Origin of the sequence: Pseudomonas sp. BGI-2 (assembly GCF_004310295.1) — a bacterium.
Classification (GTDB): Bacteria; Pseudomonadota; Gammaproteobacteria; order Pseudomonadales; family Pseudomonadaceae; genus Aquipseudomonas.
In genome coordinates this window covers 85,604-105,580 of record NZ_SISB01000005.1, presented here as the reverse complement: position 1 = coordinate 105,580, position 19,977 = coordinate 85,604, and the positions used below count along the sequence as shown (strand labels likewise).

Annotated in this window: 18 protein-coding genes; 10 read left to right on the top strand and 8 right to left on the bottom strand. The window is 58.7% G+C overall.

What is annotated here, in order from left to right; all coding sequences use genetic code 11:
* The first annotated feature begins 4 nt into the window (after positions 1–4).
* The 4 genes from EYC95_RS05305 (at position 5) to lpxC (ending at position 4,438) form a co-directional block, all read left to right on the top strand.
* On the top strand, positions 5–874 hold the full coding sequence (locus EYC95_RS05305; protein WP_131059429.1) for a cell division protein FtsQ/DivIB: 870 nt from the start codon (positions 5–7) through the stop codon (positions 872–874).
* A 15-nt stretch (positions 875–889) separates the two neighbouring features.
* Complete coding sequence (gene ftsA / locus EYC95_RS05300) at positions 890–2,149, top strand: cell division protein FtsA (RefSeq protein ID WP_128873758.1); 1,260 nt, start codon at positions 890–892, stop codon at positions 2,147–2,149.
* Positions 2,150–2,220: 71 nt separating this feature from the next.
* Positions 2,221–3,414: a cell division protein FtsZ gene (gene ftsZ, locus EYC95_RS05295; RefSeq protein WP_131059428.1), complete on the top strand. Its 1,194-nt coding sequence runs from the start codon at positions 2,221–2,223 to the stop codon at positions 3,412–3,414.
* Positions 3,415–3,526: 112 nt separating this feature from the next.
* Complete coding sequence (lpxC, locus tag EYC95_RS05290) at positions 3,527–4,438, top strand: UDP-3-O-acyl-N-acetylglucosamine deacetylase (RefSeq protein ID WP_131059427.1); 912 nt, start codon at positions 3,527–3,529, stop codon at positions 4,436–4,438.
* A gap of 198 nt (positions 4,439–4,636) precedes the next feature.
* Here lpxC and EYC95_RS05285 read toward each other — a convergent pair whose 3' ends face one another.
* The 3 genes from EYC95_RS05285 to EYC95_RS05275 form a co-directional block, all read right to left on the bottom strand.
* Positions 4,637–6,133 carry a sensor domain-containing diguanylate cyclase gene (locus EYC95_RS05285; protein WP_131059426.1) on the bottom strand — a complete coding sequence of 499 codons (1,497 nt, stop codon included), beginning with the start codon at positions 6,131–6,133 and terminating at the stop codon, positions 4,637–4,639.
* Between the two features lie 148 nt (positions 6,134–6,281).
* Entirely contained in the window at positions 6,282–7,601 is a 1,320-nt protein-coding gene (locus tag EYC95_RS05280) for an OprD family porin (protein ID WP_131059425.1), read from the bottom strand.
* 194 nt (positions 7,602–7,795) lie between these two features.
* Positions 7,796–8,020, bottom strand: coding sequence for a hypothetical protein (locus EYC95_RS05275; protein ID WP_131059507.1), 225 nt, complete (start codon positions 8,018–8,020; stop codon positions 7,796–7,798).
* Between the two features lie 505 nt (positions 8,021–8,525).
* On the opposite strand from EYC95_RS05275, the gene EYC95_RS05270 reads away from it, so the two are divergent.
* Both EYC95_RS05270 and EYC95_RS05265 read left to right on the top strand, forming a co-directional pair.
* Positions 8,526–8,897 carry a DUF6124 family protein gene (locus tag EYC95_RS05270; protein ID WP_131059424.1) on the top strand — a complete coding sequence of 124 codons (372 nt, stop codon included), beginning with the start codon at positions 8,526–8,528 and terminating at the stop codon, positions 8,895–8,897.
* Between the two features lie 213 nt (positions 8,898–9,110).
* Complete coding sequence (locus EYC95_RS05265) at positions 9,111–9,368, top strand: hypothetical protein (RefSeq protein WP_007943495.1); 258 nt, start codon at positions 9,111–9,113, stop codon at positions 9,366–9,368.
* A gap of 183 nt (positions 9,369–9,551) precedes the next feature.
* On the opposite strand, the gene EYC95_RS05260 is transcribed toward EYC95_RS05265, so the two are convergent.
* The 5 genes from EYC95_RS05260 to norR all read right to left on the bottom strand — a co-directional run bounded on the left by EYC95_RS05260 (position 9,552) and on the right by norR (position 14,117).
* Complete coding sequence (locus EYC95_RS05260) at positions 9,552–10,301, bottom strand: YkgJ family cysteine cluster protein (protein ID WP_131059423.1); 750 nt, start codon at positions 10,299–10,301, stop codon at positions 9,552–9,554.
* 83 nt (positions 10,302–10,384) lie between these two features.
* Positions 10,385–10,711: a hypothetical protein gene (locus EYC95_RS05255; protein ID WP_131059422.1), complete on the bottom strand. Its 327-nt coding sequence runs from the start codon at positions 10,709–10,711 to the stop codon at positions 10,385–10,387.
* A 170-nt stretch (positions 10,712–10,881) separates the two neighbouring features.
* Positions 10,882–11,340 (bottom strand): N-acetyltransferase, encoded by a 459-nt coding sequence (locus tag EYC95_RS05250; protein ID WP_131059506.1) that lies wholly within the window; start codon positions 11,338–11,340, stop codon positions 10,882–10,884.
* 27 nt (positions 11,341–11,367) lie between these two features.
* Positions 11,368–12,270 (bottom strand): chemotaxis protein CheV, encoded by a 903-nt coding sequence (locus EYC95_RS05245; RefSeq protein ID WP_131059421.1) that lies wholly within the window; start codon positions 12,268–12,270, stop codon positions 11,368–11,370.
* A 293-nt stretch (positions 12,271–12,563) separates the two neighbouring features.
* The gene (gene norR / locus EYC95_RS05240; protein WP_131059420.1) at positions 12,564–14,117 is read right to left on the bottom strand and encodes a nitric oxide reductase transcriptional regulator NorR; all 1,554 of its coding nucleotides are present in this window, start codon (positions 14,115–14,117) and stop codon (positions 12,564–12,566) included.
* 156 nt (positions 14,118–14,273) lie between these two features.
* On the opposite strand from norR, the gene hmpA reads away from it, so the two are divergent.
* From hmpA to cyoB, 4 genes are all read left to right on the top strand, one after another.
* Complete coding sequence (hmpA, locus tag EYC95_RS05235; protein ID WP_131059419.1) at positions 14,274–15,455, top strand: NO-inducible flavohemoprotein; 1,182 nt, start codon at positions 14,274–14,276, stop codon at positions 15,453–15,455.
* 219 nt (positions 15,456–15,674) lie between these two features.
* A complete protein-coding gene (locus tag EYC95_RS05230) occupies positions 15,675–16,184 on the top strand; it encodes a disulfide bond formation protein B (RefSeq protein WP_131059418.1) in 510 nt (169 codons plus the stop codon).
* 814 nt (positions 16,185–16,998) lie between these two features.
* Positions 16,999–17,943: a ubiquinol oxidase subunit II gene (cyoA, locus tag EYC95_RS05220; RefSeq protein ID WP_109634678.1), complete on the top strand. Its 945-nt coding sequence runs from the start codon at positions 16,999–17,001 to the stop codon at positions 17,941–17,943.
* Between the two features lie 3 nt (positions 17,944–17,946).
* Complete coding sequence (cyoB, locus tag EYC95_RS05215; RefSeq protein ID WP_131059417.1) at positions 17,947–19,977, top strand: cytochrome o ubiquinol oxidase subunit I; 2,031 nt, start codon at positions 17,947–17,949, stop codon at positions 19,975–19,977.

Below are 19,977 nucleotides of genomic sequence, written 5' to 3'. Positions count from 1 at the left end.
GACCATGCAAGGCGCACAGCTACGACATCAGCCCCCTTCAGCACCCGGCCGCAAGCCGGTGCCACGGGGTGCCAGCCGAATGGTGGCCAAAGAGCCGATGTCTGCGCGCCTGCCGAAAGCCAACTTCGGCTTTCTGAAAAGCCTGTTCTGGCCGGTGCTTTTGGTTGCGTTGGGCTTCGGTACCTACGAAGGCGCACAGCGTTTGCTGCCGTACGCAGACCGGCCGATCACCAAGATCAACGTGCAGGGCGACTTGAGTTACATCAGCCAGCAAGCGGTGCAGCAGCGGATCGCCCCGTACGTGGCGTCGAGCTTCTTCACCATTGATCTTGCGAGCATGCGCACCGAACTTGAAACGATGCCATGGATTGCCCACGCCGAAGTGCGCAGGGTATGGCCGGATCAAGTGATGATCCGCCTGGAAGAACAACTGCCGGTGGCCCGTTGGGGCGATGAATCGCTGTTGAACAACCAGGGTCAGGCGTTCACCCCGCGTGAGCTGGCGAACTACGAACACTTGCCACAGCTGTTCGGCCCACAACGGGCTCAACAGCAAGTGATGCAGCAATACCAGGTGCTGAGCCAGATGCTCAGGCCGTTGGGCTTCTCGATTGCACGCCTGGAGTTGCGTGAACGAGGCAGCTGGTTCCTGACCACCGGCGCCGGCAGCGCTGGCCCGGGGATCGAACTGCTGCTGGGACGCGGCAAGCAGGTGGAAAAGATGCGCCGCTTCATTGCCATCTATGACAAGACGCTTAAAGAACAGATTACGAACATTGCGCGCATCGATCTGCGCTACGCCAACGGCCTCGCTGTTGGCTGGCGGGAACCTGTAGCGCCCACGACAGCCCAACCCGCTGTCGCGAAGAATTAAGAAGAGGCAGGACCCATGGCAAACGTGCAAAGCGGCAAAATGATCGTCGGTCTCGATATCGGCACCTCCAAGGTGGTGGCGCTGGTCGGCGAGGTCTCGGACGACGGCACGCTGGAAATCGTCGGGATCGGCACTCATCCGTCCCGTGGCCTGAAGAAAGGCGTGGTGGTGAACATCGAGTCCACCGTGCAATCGATCCAGCGCGCGATCGAAGAAGCGCAGCTGATGGCCGGTTGCCGGATCCACTCGGCGTTCGTCGGCGTGGCCGGCAATCACATCCGCAGCCTGAACTCCCACGGCATCGTGGCGATTCGTGATCGCGAAGTCAGCGCTGCCGACCTTGAGCGCGTCCTCGACGCCGCTCAGGCCGTGGCGATCCCGGCTGACCAGCGCGTGCTGCACACCTTGCCGCAGGATTACGTGATCGATAACCAGGAAGGCGTTCGTGAGCCGCTGGGCATGTCGGGCGTACGTCTGGAAGCCAAGGTTCACGTGGTGACCTGCGCCGTCAACGCTGCACAGAACATTGAAAAATGCGTGCGTCGCTGCGGCCTGGAAATCGACGACATCATTCTTGAGCAACTGGCGTCTGCGTATTCGGTCCTGACCGACGACGAGAAAGAACTGGGCGTGTGCCTGGTGGACATCGGTGGCGGCACCACCGACATCGCGATCTTCACCGAAGGCGCGATCCGTCACACCGCGGTGATCCCGATTGCGGGCGATCAGGTGACCAACGACATCGCCATGGCGTTGCGCACCCCGACCCAATACGCCGAAGAAATCAAGATTCGCTACGCCTGCGCCCTGGCCAAGCTGGCCGGTGCCGGTGAAACCATCAAAGTGCCAAGCGTTGGTGACCGTCCGCCGCGCGAGCTGTCCCGCCAAGCCCTGGCCGAAGTGGTCGAGCCGCGTTACGACGAGCTGTTCACGCTGATCCAGGCCGAACTGCGTCGCAGCGGCTACGAAGACCTGATCCCGGCCGGCATCGTGCTGACCGGCGGCACGTCGAAGATGGAAGGCGCGGTCGAGTTGGCCGAAGAGATCTTCCACATGCCGGTCCGCCTGGGCGTGCCCCATGGCGTCAAGGGTCTGGACGATGTGGTTCGCAACCCGATTTATTCCACCGGCGTTGGCCTGTTGATGTACGGCCTGCAGAAGCAGTCCGACGGGATTTCGTTCTCGGGCATCAGCAGCCGCGACAGTTACAGCAATGAAGAACCGAAAGTCGCCTTGCTCGATCGCTTCAAGAGCTGGGTACAAGGCAACTTCTAAAGATTTACCGCAGTACCGTTGTAGATACAGGCAGTAGGCGAAAAAACTAGAGAAATGAAAGGAGAGGGAAAATGTTCGAACTCGTAGACAACGTCCCCGCAAGTCCGGTAATTAAAGTTATCGGTGTTGGCGGAGGTGGCGGCAACGCCGTCAATCATATGGTCAAGAGCAACATTGAAGGCGTTGAATTCATCTGCGCCAACACTGATGCCCAGGCGCTGAAAAGTATCGGCGCGCGGACCATCCTGCAACTGGGCACCGGCGTGACCAAAGGTCTGGGCGCCGGCGCCAACCCTGAAGTAGGTCGTCAGGCCGCTCTCGAAGATCGTGAGCGCATTGCCGAAGTCCTGCAGGGCACCAATATGGTGTTCATCACCACTGGCATGGGCGGTGGTACCGGTACCGGTGCTGCGCCGATCATTGCTGAAGTGGCCAAGGAAATGGGGATTCTCACCGTTGCGGTGGTGACCCGTCCGTTCCCGTTCGAAGGCCGCAAGCGCATGCAGATCGCCGACGAGGGTATCCGTCTGCTGTCTGAAAGCGTCGACTCGTTGATCACCATTCCCAACGAGAAGCTGCTGACCATCCTTGGCAAGGACGCAAGCCTGCTGTCCGCATTCGCCAAGGCCGACGATGTATTGGCCGGTGCCGTTCGCGGTATCTCCGACATCATCAAGCGTCCAGGCATGATCAACGTCGACTTTGCCGACGTACGGACCGTGATGAGCGAAATGGGTATGGCGATGATGGGCACTGGCTGCGCCAGCGGTCCGAACCGTGCACGTGAGGCCACCGAAGCGGCCATTCGCAACCCGTTGCTCGAAGACGTGAACCTGCAAGGTGCACGCGGCATCCTGGTGAACATCACCGCCGGTCCTGACCTGTCCCTGGGTGAGTACTCCGACGTGGGTAGCATCATCGAAGCCTTCGCTTCCGAGCACGCGATGGTCAAGGTCGGTACCGTTATCGATCCGGACATGCGCGACGAGTTGCACGTGACTGTGGTTGCCACTGGTCTGGGCGCGAAAATCGAGAAGCCTGTTAAGGTCATCGACAACACCGTTCACACTTCCATGGCCTCCCAGCCGCAACAATCGGCGCCCGCTCGTCAGGAACAACCGGCGGTAAACTACCGTGACCTGGACCGTCCGACCGTCATGCGCAACCAGGCTCAGGCCGGTGCTGCGACTGCCGCGAAGATGAATCCGCAAGATGATCTGGATTACCTGGACATCCCGGCTTTCCTGCGTCGTCAGGCTGATTGATGGAATGTATCAGGGCTATGAAGGTGATTGGTGTTCAGCAAAGGCGTGGTCTGCTATCATCGCCAGCCTTTGTTGATACCAGTTCGCAATTTGCGCTGAAGCGGCCCAAGCCATGATTAAACAACGCACACTGAAAAATATTATCCGTGCCACAGGTGTAGGCCTGCACTCCGGTGAGAAGGTCTACCTGACCCTCAAGCCTGCGCCTGTCGACACTGGCATTGTGTTTTGTCGCGCTGACCTCGACCCTGTGGTGCAGATTCCTGCCCGCGCGGAAAACGTTGGCGAAACCACTATGTCCACCACGCTGGTTAACGGTGACGTCAAAGTGGACACGGTAGAGCACTTGCTCTCGGCCATGGCTGGCCTGGGCATCGATAACGCCTACGTCGAGCTCTCCGCGTCCGAAGTCCCGATCATGGATGGTAGCGCTGGACCTTTCGTATTCCTGATTCAATCGGCCGGCCTGGAAGAACAGGACGCACCGAAGAAGTTCATCCGGATCCTGCGGGAAGTGACAGTAGAAGATGGCGACAAACGCGCCACTTTCGTCCCTTTCGAAGGCTTCAAGGTGAGCTTCGAGATCGATTTCGATCACCCGGTTTTCCGTAACCGCACACAAAGTGCAAGCGTGGATTTTTCCAGCACTTCGTTCGTAAAAGAAGTCAGCCGCGCCCGTACCTTTGGTTTCATGAGTGACATCGAGTACCTGCGCAAGCACAACCTCGCACTCGGCGGCAGCGTTGAAAACGCTATTGTGGTCGACGCGGATGGTGTACTGAACGAAGACGGCCTTCGCTATGAAGACGAATTCGTGAAGCACAAGATCCTCGATGCAATTGGTGACCTCTACCTGCTGGGCAATAGCCTGATTGGTGAGTTCAAGGGCTTCAAGTCCGGACATGCATTGAACAACCAGCTGCTGCGCAAGTTGATTGAGCAGACAGATGCTTGGGAAGTCGTGACTTTCGAAGACGCCAGCACTGCACCGATCTCTTACATGCGTCCCGTTGCGGCCGTGTAAGTAAAAAAACCTCTCTAGTTTTTAAAGGCTGCCTTCGGGTGGCCTTTTTTTATGCCCGGTTTTTTTTGGCGTCAGGGCTGGCCCCTTCGCGGGCAAGCCTCGCTCCTACAGGTACGAGGCGACCACGGAAGTTGGTGCAACGCAGTCGTGTAGGAGCGAGGCTTGCCCGCGAAGAGGGCAGCAGTGACACCAAAGATTTCAGGCAGAAGCCACTACCCGATTCCGCCCACCTTCCTTCGCCTGATACAACGCCTTGTCCGCCGCAAACAGCAAACTCTCCAGGCTGATATCCGTCGCTGTCGTCCAGGTACTGATCCCGATACTGACAGTCATCGGCAAATCGGCACCCTCGACCAAAGGCAACTCTTCGACAGCCTTGCGGATGTATTCAGCAATCTGCCGCGCCCCTGCGCTATCGGTTTCCGCCAGGATCACCGAAAACTCCTCACCACCGTAACGAGCGGCCAGGTCCGCCGGTCGTCGGACGTGGGCGGTGATGACGTTGGCCAACGAGCGCAGCGCTTCGTCGCCGGCCTGATGGCCATGGCGGTCGTTGAACGCCTTGAAGTGATCGGCGTCGATCATCAGCAGCGACAACGGCTGGCCCGACCGTTGGGCGCGAAACCATTCATGGCGTAGGGCCTGATCCAGCGTTCGGCGGTTGGCCAGGCCGGTCAAGGCATCGGTGGCCGCCAATTGTGCCAACTCCTGCTCGGCGTTGTGGCGCAGGCGCAGTTCACGGCAGAACAGCCAGGTCAGCCAAAGCAGGCTGATGCACAGCGCAATGGTCGCAACGCTGACCACCACCGCCGTGCGTTTCCACGACGCAAACACTTCATCGCTGGAGAGAGCAACGATGACAATCAACGGCAAGTTGCCCACCTTGGAAAACGTGTACAGGCGTTCGTCCTTGTAGCGACTTGAAACACTGGTGAAGCTGCCGTCGCCTTCCTTGACGATGCGCTGGAAGTTGGGGCGGTTGCCGAAGTCTTTGCCCACCAGTTCTTCGGCCAGACGGGGTTCCTGGGCCAGAAGAATCCCGTCCGAGCTGATCAGGTTGACCGAGCTGTCACGACCGATGCTCAAGCTGTTGAACAATTGATCGAAGTAACTCAAGCGCATGGCGGCTTCGGCCACGCCGAGGAATTCGCCCTGTGAGCCGCTGACCCGGCGACTGAAGCTGATGCGCCATTCATGTTCAGCCAGCCTGGAGCGGAAAGGACGGCTGATGAACATGTTCGGGTCGCGATTGTTCACGTGGGACTGAAAGTATTCACGGTCGGCATAATTGCCCGTTCTGGGCTCCACCGAGGCTGAGTCGGCGATCACGTTGCCCTTGTTGTCCAGCAACAAAATGTCGCCCTTGTACGGCGCGGCAGTGGCGCGGTCAAACAAGGCCAGATGGCGGATGGCGGGGGAAACGAGCTTGAGGTCTTCTCGCTGCGAGGCCGCGATCAGGCCGAGCAAGGACAGGTCATAGAGTTCGACATTGCGCAGCACGTCGGCGTCGATCAATTGCACGATGTTGGACGCCGAGCGTGTGGCAGACAGTTCTGCGTTGGCGCGTTCGCGCACCAGCAGGAACGCGACAATGCTCAGAATCGCGATCACCAGCAGCAAACTGCCGAGAACCAGAAGCCGCTCCGACCGGGTCGAACGGATCGGATCGTGAGGATTTGTGTTGCTCACACTCATGGCTCTGGCTTCTGCTGATAAGGCGTTATGAAAGTACGGTTGCAAGCATCGGGCAGAATTCCGGGAGCCGTTTGCGTTCAGGGCGCCTGTATAAATCCCTGATAAACAAAAGGCCAGCAAAACGTGCTGGCCTTATGTTTATTCAAGCTTAGAAGACATTGAGCGGGTAGTCGACGATCACCCGGTATTCATCGGTGTCCTGATCCAGCGCGCCGTAGCCATTGCCGCCACGGTTGGTGGCCCATTGCAGACGCACCGCCAGATCCTTGGCCTTCCCGCCCTGGACCACGTACTTGAGATCGATGTCGCGTTCCCAATGCTTGGCTTTTTTGCCGTCGGCGCTGTACCACGAGGCGTAACCGCGGCTGTCTGGATCGACTTTGGTCAGGTCCAGTTCACCTCGGGAGTACGACACCGCTGAGGTCAGGCCGGGCAGGCCGAGGCCAGCAAAGTCGTAGGCGTACTTGAGTTTCCACGAGCGCTCGTTCGGGCCGTTGAAGTCTGAATACTGCTGGGAATTGTCGAGAAAGACGCTGTCGCCCTGGCTGATGTAGTCGAACGGCGTGTTGCCGTTGACCCGCTGATACGCCGCGGTAACGCTGTGATTGCCCACGCCGACGGTGAAATGCAGGCTGTAGGTGTTGTTGTCGATGTTGCCCAGCAGTGCATCGCCGGTGTCTTGCGTGTGATAGAAGTGCAGGCCCGGGTTGAGGCTCACCAGATCGTTCAGCGCGTAGGTGTAATCCAGGTCGTAGTAGTACTGGTTCCAGATGTCCTTGAGCTCGGACGCGTACAGGCTGCTGGTCAGCCCCGGCAGACCGCTCCAGGCCACGCCGGCCCAGTTCAGGTGCTGACTGTCGTCACCGTCTGCGAGGCTGCCGTAGGAAGTGCCGATGCGGGTGTGACCACTCTGGTTGTACGGCTTGGTGAAACTCGCCTGGCCACCTTCGATCAGCAAACCGTCGACGCTGTGGTTGGTCAGGCTCACGCCACGAAAGGTCTGCGGCAGCATGCGGGTCTCGCCGCCCGCAATCACCGGGTTGGCGAGGAACAGGTCGCCGGCCTTCAACTCGGTATCAAAGGCGCGCATTTTCAGGGTGCCGCCCGCCGTCGAGAACGACCCCGGCGCTTTGCCGTCGCCATCGCTGATCGGCAGGATGCTCGAGCCATCCGTGCCGCCACCACCGTCGAGCTTGAGCCCGAGCATGGCGTGGGCATCAACGCCGAACCCGACGATGCCCTGGGTGAATCCCGATTCGAAAATGCCAAGGAAACCCTGACCCCATTCGATGTTGTCGTCCGTCTGCTGCAGACGGTTACGGTTCAGGTAGTAGTTGCGGGCATTAAGGTTGAGGCTCGAACCTTCCACAAAACCTTCGTGGCTGGATTCGTCGTCGGCGTGGGCGTTGGCGGTCATCGTTGCAGCGATTGCAATGAACATCGGGCTGAATCTGAGAGGGAAACGCACTTTCGGTAAAGCTCCTTGGGGTTTATCAGCACTTCATTATTTGAAGTACAGGATGTTTCTTGTAAGGGAAGACGAACTCAACGGGCTTTAAACCACAACGAAAAAAAGCCGCTGATAGCAGCGGCTTTGAAGACAACTTTTCAAAGGGAAGAGCCGATGAAAAGTGTCGAGGGAAACGGAGCGGATACGAGGGATCAGCTGTCTTTCTCAACCCGTGGCTGGGTCGCAGACGTGGACGCTTGAGGGGTTTGCGCAGCGTCCTGAGCCTTGGCCGTCATTTCGCTCTGATACTGTTCGTATGCGGCGGCACGCGCGGCATTTTGCGCGACGAAAGTCTGAGACTCTTCAGCCATGGCAAACGGAGACAGGAACAAAGTGGACAAAACGAAAGCGCTGGCAATACCCATAGTGTTGGACATCTTTAAAACCTTCTTGCTTGGCAAGTGCTGTTTGGTGCGGGCAAAGATAAGGGGGATTGGAGAGGGGAAAAAGAGCGGATTCATGAAAGGACTGTTGCGCTAAAAGCAACAGTGACGCACTGATCGTTCCCACGTTCCGCGTGGGAATGCCGCCCGGGACGCTCCGGGTTCCATTTTTGTGTTGAACCATGTGTAAAAAACACAGCGTTTTCCCACGCATTTTTCAGGTTGCCGGGTAGGACGCGTGTTCTCTAACCTTTGGCTGTCGCTGAAAATTCAGCGACCGGGCGTGAGATCCCCGGCTACTAGTATGCATCTAGCGCCAATGCCACCATAATTGGCGCCAGCTTATCCGCTGCCTGTAAATGCGTTATGGCGGCTGTGTGCGGGCAGACTTCGGTCTGGCCGGGTGCCTACTACCGGTGATCTCACACTGCACATAGCTGCCACCTCTTCGCCGCGTGAGATCCGGCGAATGGTGGTACCCATTTCAGTAGGAGTTTGCATGGATAAGTTAATCCCCGATCCACCCATCGACACCACCACTCCCCGCGACGAGGTCACTCCGACCGAAGCGCTCATCAAAGACCGCGAAGCGATAAAACGCGCTCTCGATTACTACCTCGATCCACCCGAGCCATACACCGCCAAACCCCGCCGCCCCAGCACCATGTTTATGGTGGCTCCCGATATTGATTCAGAAAGCCTATTGGCCCATGCCTGTGAGTCTTTGGCGTCGGCGAGTGTGATGAGCAGTGATTTTGCGACGAGTCTGGAGGGGCCGCAGCGCCATACGGTGTTGGCGATTCAGCAGGTCATCATGCTGGCGGAGCTGGCGGTGAATCGGGTGTTGGACAGGGTTGAGCTTCCGGCGTAGGTAGTGTTCGGTCAGGTTGACCGCGTTATCGTTCTTCGCGGGCAAGCCTCGCTCCTACGGGTGCGGGGGGTGCTCGCGATTGGGTGTGTCAGTTGGCACAAAACCCGACGGACTCGCTTGCGGTGTGGAGCTTGCGGCTCTGGACACAGGTATACTGCCGCCTTTCGCGGCTCGCTGACCGGGCCCGACTCTTTTGCATCACCCGGAGCTTTCATGACTTCCCCGACACAACCGCCGGTTGCCGACGCTTTGAGCGACGACCAGGCAGACCTGCCAGACAGCGTCGACTCCAGCGCAGACAGCGAAACCAAAGCCGCGATCCCGGCGTTCAAGTTCCCGTTTAAACCGGGTGATTTGGCCGCCGCGAAGAACGCCAGCCAGCCTTGGTACAAGAATGGCGCGAAGAATGGCCATACCAAGACGCCTGGGGCGGCGCCTCCTGGTACTCGTCGTTCGATGGGTAAGCGCTGAGTTTCTATTTTTGCGGTGCCTGATGTACCGTCATCGTCGGAACGCCGCCCGGAGCAGGCTCGCTCCTACAGTTGATCTCCATAGCACACAGATTTTGTGTACGCCGAAGATCCACTGTGGGAGCGAGCCTGCTCCGGGCGGCGTTCCGACGATGAGGCCATAACAGGCGACATCTCTTCTGGATCAAGCCGCCCGCAACGATATAAACGCATAGTTCACCGGCGCTTCAGTCGCCACTTGCGCCCCGGCTGCCTGCACTTGCCCGGCAATGTCTTCCCCCGACACATGAAACTGCCAATCACTGCCTGAGTCCGTCAGCGGCTGTCCGGCAAGCTGATCAACGACCGTGGCAAACGCATTCATATCCGGCAGATAAGCCGTAAACCCATCGCCCTTCAACGCTGTAGTACGAATCCCCAACAACCCACAAATCGCATCCTTGGTCTGGATGTCATCGCGATCCGCCTGACGTGAGCGTTGGATCAATCCCGCGAGTTCCTGATCCACCAGTTCGCCACCGATGATCAAGTCCGGCCCTTGTTCCCATGATTCGGGCGGGCATTCCTTGATCGCTGGGTTCAGCGGGATGTGTGGATTGATTTCCATCGGGTAGATGCGGCACACCAGCGGTCGGCGTTCGTAGATGCGGCAGAGGTTGTCTTCGTCAAGATTCCGGCAGGGGCCGACGTTGTAGGCGGCGAAGGTGATCGCCACGTACGCCTCGGACGTGCCGCTTCGAACCACCACTGAACGGCGTTCGGCGTGTTCGCGTTGCTGCACGGGCAGGCCCAGGCCGTTGCCAAGGAAACCTTCCACCAACACGATCACCTGACCGCCATCAGCCGCCCACATACGGGCTTCGGCCAGGGTCAGGGGCACGTGGTGATCGTTGCAGCATTTGCCGCAACCTACGCAAGAGAATGTCGTATTCATTGAGCGATCGGTCGCTTCCGAGGGCATGAAGCGGCGCCAGAAAGACACCGCAAAGGCGCGTTTCGAAGCAAGTTATGCGCCAGTCACTGAGCTTTGGCGGTGGGGCGGATGGAGTCCCATTCGGTGACGTAGGCGGTTTTGGTTTTTTTGTTGTAGAGACACAACTCGGTGCCTTGCTGGCCTTTCATGTGTTTTTGCGGGTATTGGCCTTGCAGCAGGAGTGCGGTGTAGCCGACCCGGTCGTCGAATTGAGCGGCGGTGCCGACGGCTTTGGCGTTTTTCAGGCCACTGGCTTTGGTGCAGCTGGCGAGCACGGCTTTGTCGTAGGCGGCCCAGGCGTCGGGGCTCGAGGCGTGGGCCTGGGTGGCGAGGGCGGTGAGGCAGAGGAGGGTCAGGGTTGCGGCTTTCATGGGTCAGGCATCCTTGGGCATTGAGTTCGCCGAGGGGTGGAGTATGCCTGATGGTTTGAGGGTGAATGTGTCGGCCCCTTCGCGAGCAAGCCCGCTCCCACATTCGATCGAGTCATGTCTGGGGAATGCGATCAAAATGTGGGAGCGGGCTTGCTCGCGAAGGCGGTGTATCAGACTGGAACCGGCTCCCTGCGGACCACATACATCCCGGCGCTTTCATACAGCCGCTGCGCCCGAAGGTTGTCTTCCAATACCTTCAAATCCACAAAGCCTTCCCGGCGTTCCCGAAACACTTTGAACGCATGCAGCAGCAACGCACGGCCAAGCCCAACGCCCTGAGCCCGAGGATGCACCACCAGGTTCTTGATGTACGCACTGGTCCAGCACTGGCAAACGCCGACGATGCCTTCGCCATCCAGTGCGATAAAACACAGGCTCGGATCGTATTCAGGATCGGTCTCAAACCGCTGTTGCCAGGCATCCAGTGCCGGCACACGACCGCCACCTTCTCGATAACCCAGTTCCATCAAACGATGAACAGCTTCAGCCAGTTCGGGGCGGTATTGGACGAGGTCTATCCCCTGAGGCCAAGTGATCGCGGGTACAGCCTCAGCGAGGTTGCGCCGCATCAGAAAGCAAAATGCCTCGGCCAAGACTCAGTGACCTTGTTCAGCGACGGCTTTGGCCGCCTCGATCAGGCATCGGGTCAGTTCCGGTGAGGAGAACTTGGTCAGCACCGCGTTGGCCCCGGCGAGTCGCGCTTTCTCGCTGTTCATCGCGCTGTCCAGAGACGTGTGCAGCAGCACGTAAAGGTGAGAGAAGTCCGGCGTCTCGCGAAGGGTGCGGGTAAAGGCGTAGCCGTCCATCTCCGACATTTCGATGTCCGAGACGATCAGGTTGATCTGCTGCGCCGTACCTTGCAGATCCAGCAGGCAGTCGATGGCTTCCTTGGCGCTGCGGGCGGTGTGGCATTGCAGGCCGAGGTTGCGCAGGGTGTACACCGATTGCTGCAGCGCGACCTGACTGTCATCGACCACCAGAATCCGTGCGTTGCCTAGCACGTCGGCGTCTTCCATGCTCAGTTCGGTCGGGGCCGTTTCGATCTGCGCCGGGGCGATGCCGTGGATGACCTTTTCGATGTCCAGCACTTGCACCAGGGTGCCGTCGACCGAGGTCACGCCGGTGATGTACGAGCGCACGCCACCGGAGCCGAAGGGCGGCGGGCGGATGTCGGTGGTCAGGCAGTGGACGATCTTGCTTACGGCCTGAACGTGCAGGCCCTGCTTGGAGCGGCTGACGTCGGTGACGATCAGGCAGCCACCGTTCGGGTCTTCAAGCGGCCGCTCGCCGATGGCGCGGCTGAGGTCGATCACCGACAGCGAGGCGCCGCGCAGGGTGGCGATGCCTTTGACGTGGGGGTGCGACTCCGGCAGCTTGGTCAGCGGCGGGCAGGGGATGATTTCGCTGACTTTCAGCAGGTTGATTGCCATCAGCTTGCCGCTGCGCAAGGTAAACAGCAGAAGCGAAAGTGAGTCTGCGCGGGCTTTGGTGGAGGACATAAAAACCTTCTGTGGAAAAAGGTGATGGGCGAGTAAAAAGTCGCCAAAAGCTATTGATGCCGGGTTATCGACTTGTTGGGGGCAGGCTTTAGGGACATTCCCCGCCCATTGGTCCATTACGGACTTTTGTGGCAAAACACCAACCTGTGGCGAGGGGGTTTACCCCCGTTGGAGTGCGAAGCGCTCCTCGCTTTTTTTCCGATGGAACCACATCGTCAGTTTTACGACCGCTTCGCGGCCGAACGGGGGTAAACCCCCTCGCCACAGGGATTGTGCAGGTCATTACGATTGCGTTATTTCATGCCCAACCGCTTGGCCATCCGCCCGAGATTCGCCCGGTCCAGGCCTAGCTCACGCGCCGCGCTCGCCCAGTTGTCGTGATGCCGTTCCAGGCAAGTGCTGATCAATTGTCGCTGATAATTGTCGGTGGCCTCGCGCAAATCTCCCGCGACCAACGCGACGGGACTGGCAGCCGGTTGCTCAGTGGCGGCGATTTCAACGCTGCCATTGGGCAAATCCAGATCCGCTGCGCTCAAACTGAGAATCTTCGGCCGTTCCTTGCAATTACCCAGCGCCTTCAACGCGCTGCGACCGATCAAATGCTCCAGCTCCCGCACATTCCCCGGCCAACCATACGCCAGCAATGCCGCCTGTGCATCGCTGTTCAGTCGCAGGCTGTTAAGGCCCATCCGCGAGCGGTTCTGTTCCAGGAAGTAACCGCTGAGCAGCAACACGTCCCGCCCGCGATCACGCAGAGCCGGCACCAACAGCGGGTAAACACTCAGGCGATGATAGAAGTCGGCGCGGTAGCGGCCGCTGCGCACTTCTTCGGCCAGGTCGCGGTTGGTCGCCGCGATCAGGCGCACGTCCACCTGATGTTCTTTATCGGATCCCAAGCGCTGCAACTGACCGCTTTGCAGCACCCGCAACAACTTGGCTTGCACAGTCAGCGACAATTCACCGACTTCATCGAGAAACAGCGTACCGCCATTGGCCAGTTCGAACTTGCCACGCCGATCGTTCGTGGCGCCGGTGAAGGCGCCGCGCACATGACCGAACAATTCGCTTTCCACCAGCGTGTCCGGCAGGGCGGCGCAGTTGAGGCTGATGATCGGTTTATCCGCCCGAGGTGAGGCCGCGTGTATCGCCTGCGCCACCAATTCCTTGCCAACCCCGGTTTCACCGGTGATCAGCACGGTCAGGTCGCTGCCGCCCACCAGACTGATCTCTTCCACCAAGCGTTTATGCGCCTTGCTCTGGCCGATCATCTCGCGGTTCTGCTGGCCGCTGGCCTGACGGTAGACCTCGGCGCGCTGATGTTCGTCTTCGGCGCGATTGGCCAGGCGTTCGATGCGCTCGGCGGCGTTGACGGTCGCCGCCGCAAGGCTGGCGAAGGCTTCCAGGGCGTCCAGTTCGATGGGTTCAAATTGTTCTGGATCGAGGGCGTCGAGGGTCAGCAGGCCCCACGGACGTTCGTCGATAAACAACGGACAGCCCATGCAGTCGTGGACTTCCAGGTGATCGTCGAGGCCGTCGACCAGTCCGTCGTACGGGTCGGGCAAGTCGCTGTCGGCGGCGAACCGTGTCGGGCCGTGGCTGCTGAGCAAGGCTTCGAAGCGCGGGTGTTCGCTGACTTTGAAGCGTCGGCCGAGGGTGTCGGTGCTCAACCCGTCGACGGCGAGCGGCACCAGCCATTCGCCATCAAGGCGCAGGAGGGCGGCGGCATCGCAGGGGAGCAGGGCGCGCATGGCTTCGAGCAGGCGCCGATAACGCTCGCCTTCGGGGAGTTCGCGGGACAGGTCAGAGACCAGCGGCAGTAAGGCGGTGAGCAATGATTTTGCAGTCATAGTGACTCCGTGTAGTCGGTATGACTATAAGTCAGTCTGGGTCGATATGACTACTCTGTTCATAAGTTGTTGATTTTAAACACTTAAATTATTGGCATGGAAAGTGATACGCATAGGGCAATCAGTTAGTAACTAAAGTAGCCCAGGAGTCACTTTATGCTTAGCGTTCAAGACCGTGCCATCGTCAAATCCACCGTGCCGCTGCTGGAAAGCGGTGGCGAAGCGCTGATCACTCACTTCTACCGCATGATGCTCTCCGAATACCCGGAAGTCCGCCCGCTGTTCAACCAGGCCCACCAGGCCAGCGGTGACCAGCCACGCGCCCTTGCCAACGGCGTATTGATGTACGCCCGCCACATCGACCAGCTCGACCAGTTGGGCGATCTGGTGGCCAAGATCATCAACAAACACGTGGCCCTGCAAATCCTTCCGGAACACTACCCGATTGTCGGCACGTGCCTGCTGCGCGCCATTTCCGAAGTGCTGGGCGACGAAATCGCCACTCCTGAAGTGATGAGCGCCTGGGGCGCGGCCTACGGTCAATTGGCCGAGATCCTGATTGGCGCCGAAACCAGCATCTACGATCAAAAGGAACAGGCCCCCGGCGGCTGGCGCGGGGCGCGGGAATTCATCGTCGCGGCCAAGGTCGAGGAAAGCGCGGAAATCACCTCGTTCTACTTCGAACCTGCCGACAAAGGCGCGATTCTGGCCGCTGAACCGGGCCAGTACATCGGCATGAAACTGATCCTCGATGGCGAAGAGATTCGCCGTAACTATTCGTTGTCGGCCTTGCCCAACAAGGGCCAGTACCGCATCAGCGTCAAACGTGAAACCGGTGGCCGCGCTTCTAACTACTTGCACGATCAGCTGCATGTCGGCTCAAGCATTCAACTGTTCCCGCCATCGGGCGAGTTCACCCTGACCGCCAGCGACAAACCGTTGGTGCTGATCAGTGGCGGCGTGGGCATCACCCCGACGCTAGCGATGCTGGAAGCGGCGTTGGCGACCGAGCGGCCGGTGCACTTTATCCACTGCGCACGCAACGGCAGCGTTCACGCCTTCCGCGACTGGATCGATGGTTTGGCCGAGCGTCACCCGCAACTCAAACGCTTCTATTGCTACGCCGAAGATGACGGCGTGAGTCCGGCAGCGCACCAGGTCGGGTTGTTGAGCCGCGAGCAGCTGGGTGAATGGTTGCCAGAGCAGCGCGATCTGGACGCTTACTTCCTGGGGCCGAAAGGGTTTATGGCGGCGATCAAGCGTCACCTGAAGGCGTTGGGTGTACCGGAGAAGCAGAGCCGTTACGAGTTCTTCGGGCCGGCTTCGGCGTTGGAATAAGCCTCTCTCCCTGATCGTTCCCACGCTCTCTATCAGGACAGACCGAGTCGCCTTCATCGCGAGCACCACGGCCTTCATTCGTAAAAATCCTTCGAAGGTTAATCCCTCCTTAACGGGTTTATCGTCTATTCCCCGATCATCACCGGTACGCGCCGGGCTCTCAAAGGTTGGAGCCTGCGTGTAGACTTCCGGGCAATCGATCTTTACAAGGGAAACGCGATGAGCGAGGAAACGATGCGGTTGGGACGTGAACGGCGCTATCTGGTGTTGCTGGGCGTCATCTGTCTGGCGCTGATCGGTGGCGCGTTGTACATGCAAATTGCGCTGGGCGAGGCACCGTGCCCGCTGTGCATCCTGCAACGCTATGCGTTGTTGCTGGTTGCGCTGTTTGCCTTCATTGGCGCGGCGATGCGCACCCGTCGCAGCATCACGGTGCTGGAAACCCTGGTGGTGATTTGCGCACTGGCCGGCGTCGCGGTGGCCGGGCATCACGTCTACACCCAGTTCTACCCGGCGGTCAGCTGTGGCGTTGATGTGTTGCAACCGATTGTGGATGGCCTGCCGCTGGCGAAGATCTTCCCGCTGGGCTTCCAGGTCGATGGCTTCTGCTCCACGCCGTACCCGCCGATCCTCGGCTTGTCGCTGGCGCAGTGGGCGCTGTTGGCGTTCGTGCTGATCGTGGTGCTGGTGCCGCTGCTCACTTCGCGTAACCGCAAGGCGCTGCGCTGAGGCTATTCGCCTTACCGTTGAGTGAAACCTGAAACGCCCCGGCCTTCGTTGAGAAGGCCGGGGCGTTTTGCATTTCAGTCCACAGGTAAAAGACCTTGATGCCCGACAAGAATGGGTGCGAAACATGTGCGACATGTTGTCACAGCGTGACTGTCGCAAGGCATTTCACGGGGCTGGATCGGTGCATAGCCAGGCAACGAAATTGGTCTATTCGGGCGACTTCCGATTTCAAGGCTATCGCGCGCAAGCAGGCAGTTTTAACAGGGGCTGGCGAATCGCCAGAGCCCTTGCTTCATAGGGGCTAGGGCAGCGTCGAAGTCCCTGCTTGAGCACTAATAGCTGTCTGAACTGCGCTCGGTAGACCTACAAATTTTGGTGTTTTTGTTGAGAATGAATTTCGATAAGATGCCGCACTTTTGCAAAAACCGTTAATGATTGTTGCTGGAATGGATAAAATTTATTTCGGGATGAGACATGGTTTATGAATCGTTACATATCTACAATCGCCCGCACTGAATTCCGGCACTGCTCACCTTGAGCAGGAAAACAGGGCGTCGAGGAGCTTGAACGCTTCGTGCGACTCCCCGGTGTCGGAGCCTTCCAACTTTCCGCACCAAATGGAATTGGTCTGTAACAAGGCCTTTGACCACGAATTCGAATAAGAACTTACCGCTAGCCCAGGATTTGTCGAACAGCGTCTGACGCGCGACGGGCAGCCCTTATTCAATCCAAGAAAAATGCCAACCCTTGGCAGGGTGAAGTGTTGGCGATCAAAACCCAACTGCATTGCGCAAGCTGCTTTAGAGGTCGTGAGATGAGTAAAAACAGGTACCCCAGGCTACTAGGCTTATTGCCGCTGCTCGGCACGTTGTTGCTGTCAGGCTGCAACATGACCTTGCTCGATCCCAAGGGCCAGGTTGGCCTGGATGAGCGAAACCTGATCATCACCGCAACGCTGCTGATGCTTCTGGTCGTGGTACCGGTCATCGTCATGACCTTCCTGTTCGCCTGGAAATATCGCGCGTCCAACCAGGATGCCGTCTACACACCGAAGTGGTCGCACTCCACCAAGATCGAAATCGCAGTGTGGACGATCCCGGTACTGATCATCATTGCCCTGGGTTACATCACCTACAAATCGACCCACGCGCTGGATCCTTACAAGCCGCTGGAGTCCGACGTCAAGCCGATCACCATTGAAGTGGTCGCGCTGGACTGGAAGTGGATGTTCATCTATCCGGAGCAAGGCATCGCCACCGTCAACAAGATCGTGTTCCCGGCGCACACGCCGATCAACTTCAAGGTGACTTCGGACTCCGTGATGAATTCGTTCTTCATCCCGGCCCTGGGTGGCCAGATCTACGCGATGGCCGGCATGCAGACCAAACTGCACCTGATCGCCAACCAGAACGCTGAAATGGACGGTATCTCCGCCAACTACAGCGGCGCTGGTTTCACTGGCATGAAATTCAAGGCTATCGCAACTTCCCAGGAAGATTTCGACGCCTGGGTAAGTGAAGTCAAAAAGGCACCTAAACAGCTTGAAGAAGCTGAATACGCAGCCCTTTCCAAGCCGAGCCAGAACAACCCAGTCGAGCTCTACTCCTCGGTCACTCCGAACCTGTTCCAGATCATCGTCGACAAGTACGAAGGCATGAAACCGGGTCCGAAGGTCAAGCACGAGAAGAAAGAGAAAGAAGTGGCCGCTACGCAAGGAATGGACATGAACTCGCATTCAGCTGCCGGGGCAGAGGAGTAAACGATGTTTGGTAAATTAAGTTGGGAAGCGGTCCCGTTCCACGAACCGATCGTGATGATAACCATCGCCATGATCGCGCTCGGTGGTCTGGCGCTGTTCGCGGGGATCACTTACTTCAAGAAGTGGACCTACCTGTGGACCGAGTGGCTGACCTCGGTCGACCACAAGAAAATCGGCGTGATGTACATCATCGTCGCCATGGTCATGCTGCTGCGCGGTTTTGCCGACGCCATCATGATGCGTACCCAGTTGGCCATGGCCACCGAGGGTTCGCCTGGCTACCTGCCACCTGAACACTATGACCAGATCTTCACCGCTCACGGTGTGATCATGATCATCTTCATGGCGATGCCATTCTTCACCGGCCTGATGAACCTTGCGGTGCCGCTGCAGATCGGCGCGCGTGACGTTGCCTATCCGTTCCTGAACTCCTTGAGCTTCTGGCTGCTGGTATCGGGCGTGGTGCTGATCAACCTGTCCCTGGGCGTCGGCGAATTCGCCAAGACCGGTTGGGTTGCCTATCCGCCGCTGTCGGGCCTGCAATACAGTCCGGGCGTGGGGATGGATTACTACATCTGGGCGCTACAGCTATCCGGGTTGGGTACGACGCTGACGGGGGTCAACTTCCTGGCCACCGTGCTGAAGATGCGTACCCCTGGCATGAAGCTGATGGACATGCCGATCTTCACTTGGACCTGCACCTGGGCCAACGTTTTGATCGTGGCTTCGTTCCCGATCCTGACCGCTACCCTGGCACTGCTGACGCTTGACCGTTACATGGATTTCCACATTTTCACCAATGAACTTGGTGGCAATCCGATGATGTACGTCAACCTGTTCTGGGCCTGGGGTCACCCCGAGGTGTACATCCTGATTCTGCCGGCATTCGGGATCTTCTCCGAAGTCATCTCGACCTTCACTGGCAAGCGTCTGTTCGGCCACCACTCGATGGTCTACGCATCGGGTGCGATCTCGATCCTGGGCTTCATGGTCTGGCTGCACCACTTCTTCACCATGGGTTCGGGTGCCAGCGTCAACGCCTTCTTCGGTCTGGCGACGATGCTGATTTCGATCCCGACGGGGGTGAAGCTATTCAACTGGCTATTTACCATTTACCAAGGCCGTCTGCGTTTCACCAGCCAGGTTCTGTGGACCCTGGGCTTCATGGTGACCTTCGCCATCGGCGGCATGACCGGCGTACTGCTGGCCATCCCGGGTGCTGACTTCGTTCTGCACAACAGCCTGTTCGTGATCGCTCACTTCCACAACGTGATCATCGGCGGCGCGGTATTTGGTTACATCGCAGGCTTCGCGTTCTACTTCCCTAAAGCGTTCGGCTTCAAGCTGCACGAAGGTTGGGGCAAGGCAGCGTTCTGGTTCTGGATCTCGGGCTTCTTCGTCGCGTTCATGCCGCTCTATGCACTGGGCTTCATGGGCATGACCCGTCGTCTGAACGCCACCACCAATCCTGAGTGGGTGCCTTACCTGTACGTGGCCATGTTCGGTGCGGTGATGATCGCTGTGGGTATCGCTTGCCAGCTGATCCAGCTCTACGTGAGCGTGCGTGATCGCAACAAGCCAGAAAACATGTGCGAACACGGCGACCCGTGGAATGCGCACACGCTGGAATGGTCGACCTCGTCGCCACCACCGTTCTACAACTTCGCTGTGCTGCCAAAAGCCGAAACCATCGACCCGTTCACTGAAGCCAAGGAAAACGGTACCGCGTACCAGGCGCCTAGCCGGTACGAACCGATCCACATGCCAAACAACACCGCGACCGGTGTGGTCATGGGGGCTCTGTTGACCGTGTTCGGTTTCGCGATGATCTGGCACATCTGGTGGCTGGCCATCGTTGGCCTGGTTGGCACCGTGGTCTACTTCGTGATCCACGCTGCACGTGATGACCAAGGCTACATGGTGCCGGTCGAGACAATCGAACGCATCGAAGCCGAGCAGCACAAGCGTCTGGTAGCGGCCGGGAAAGTTCCAGCCACCGCCACCCGTGTTGAAACCTCGTTGGAACAGGCTTAA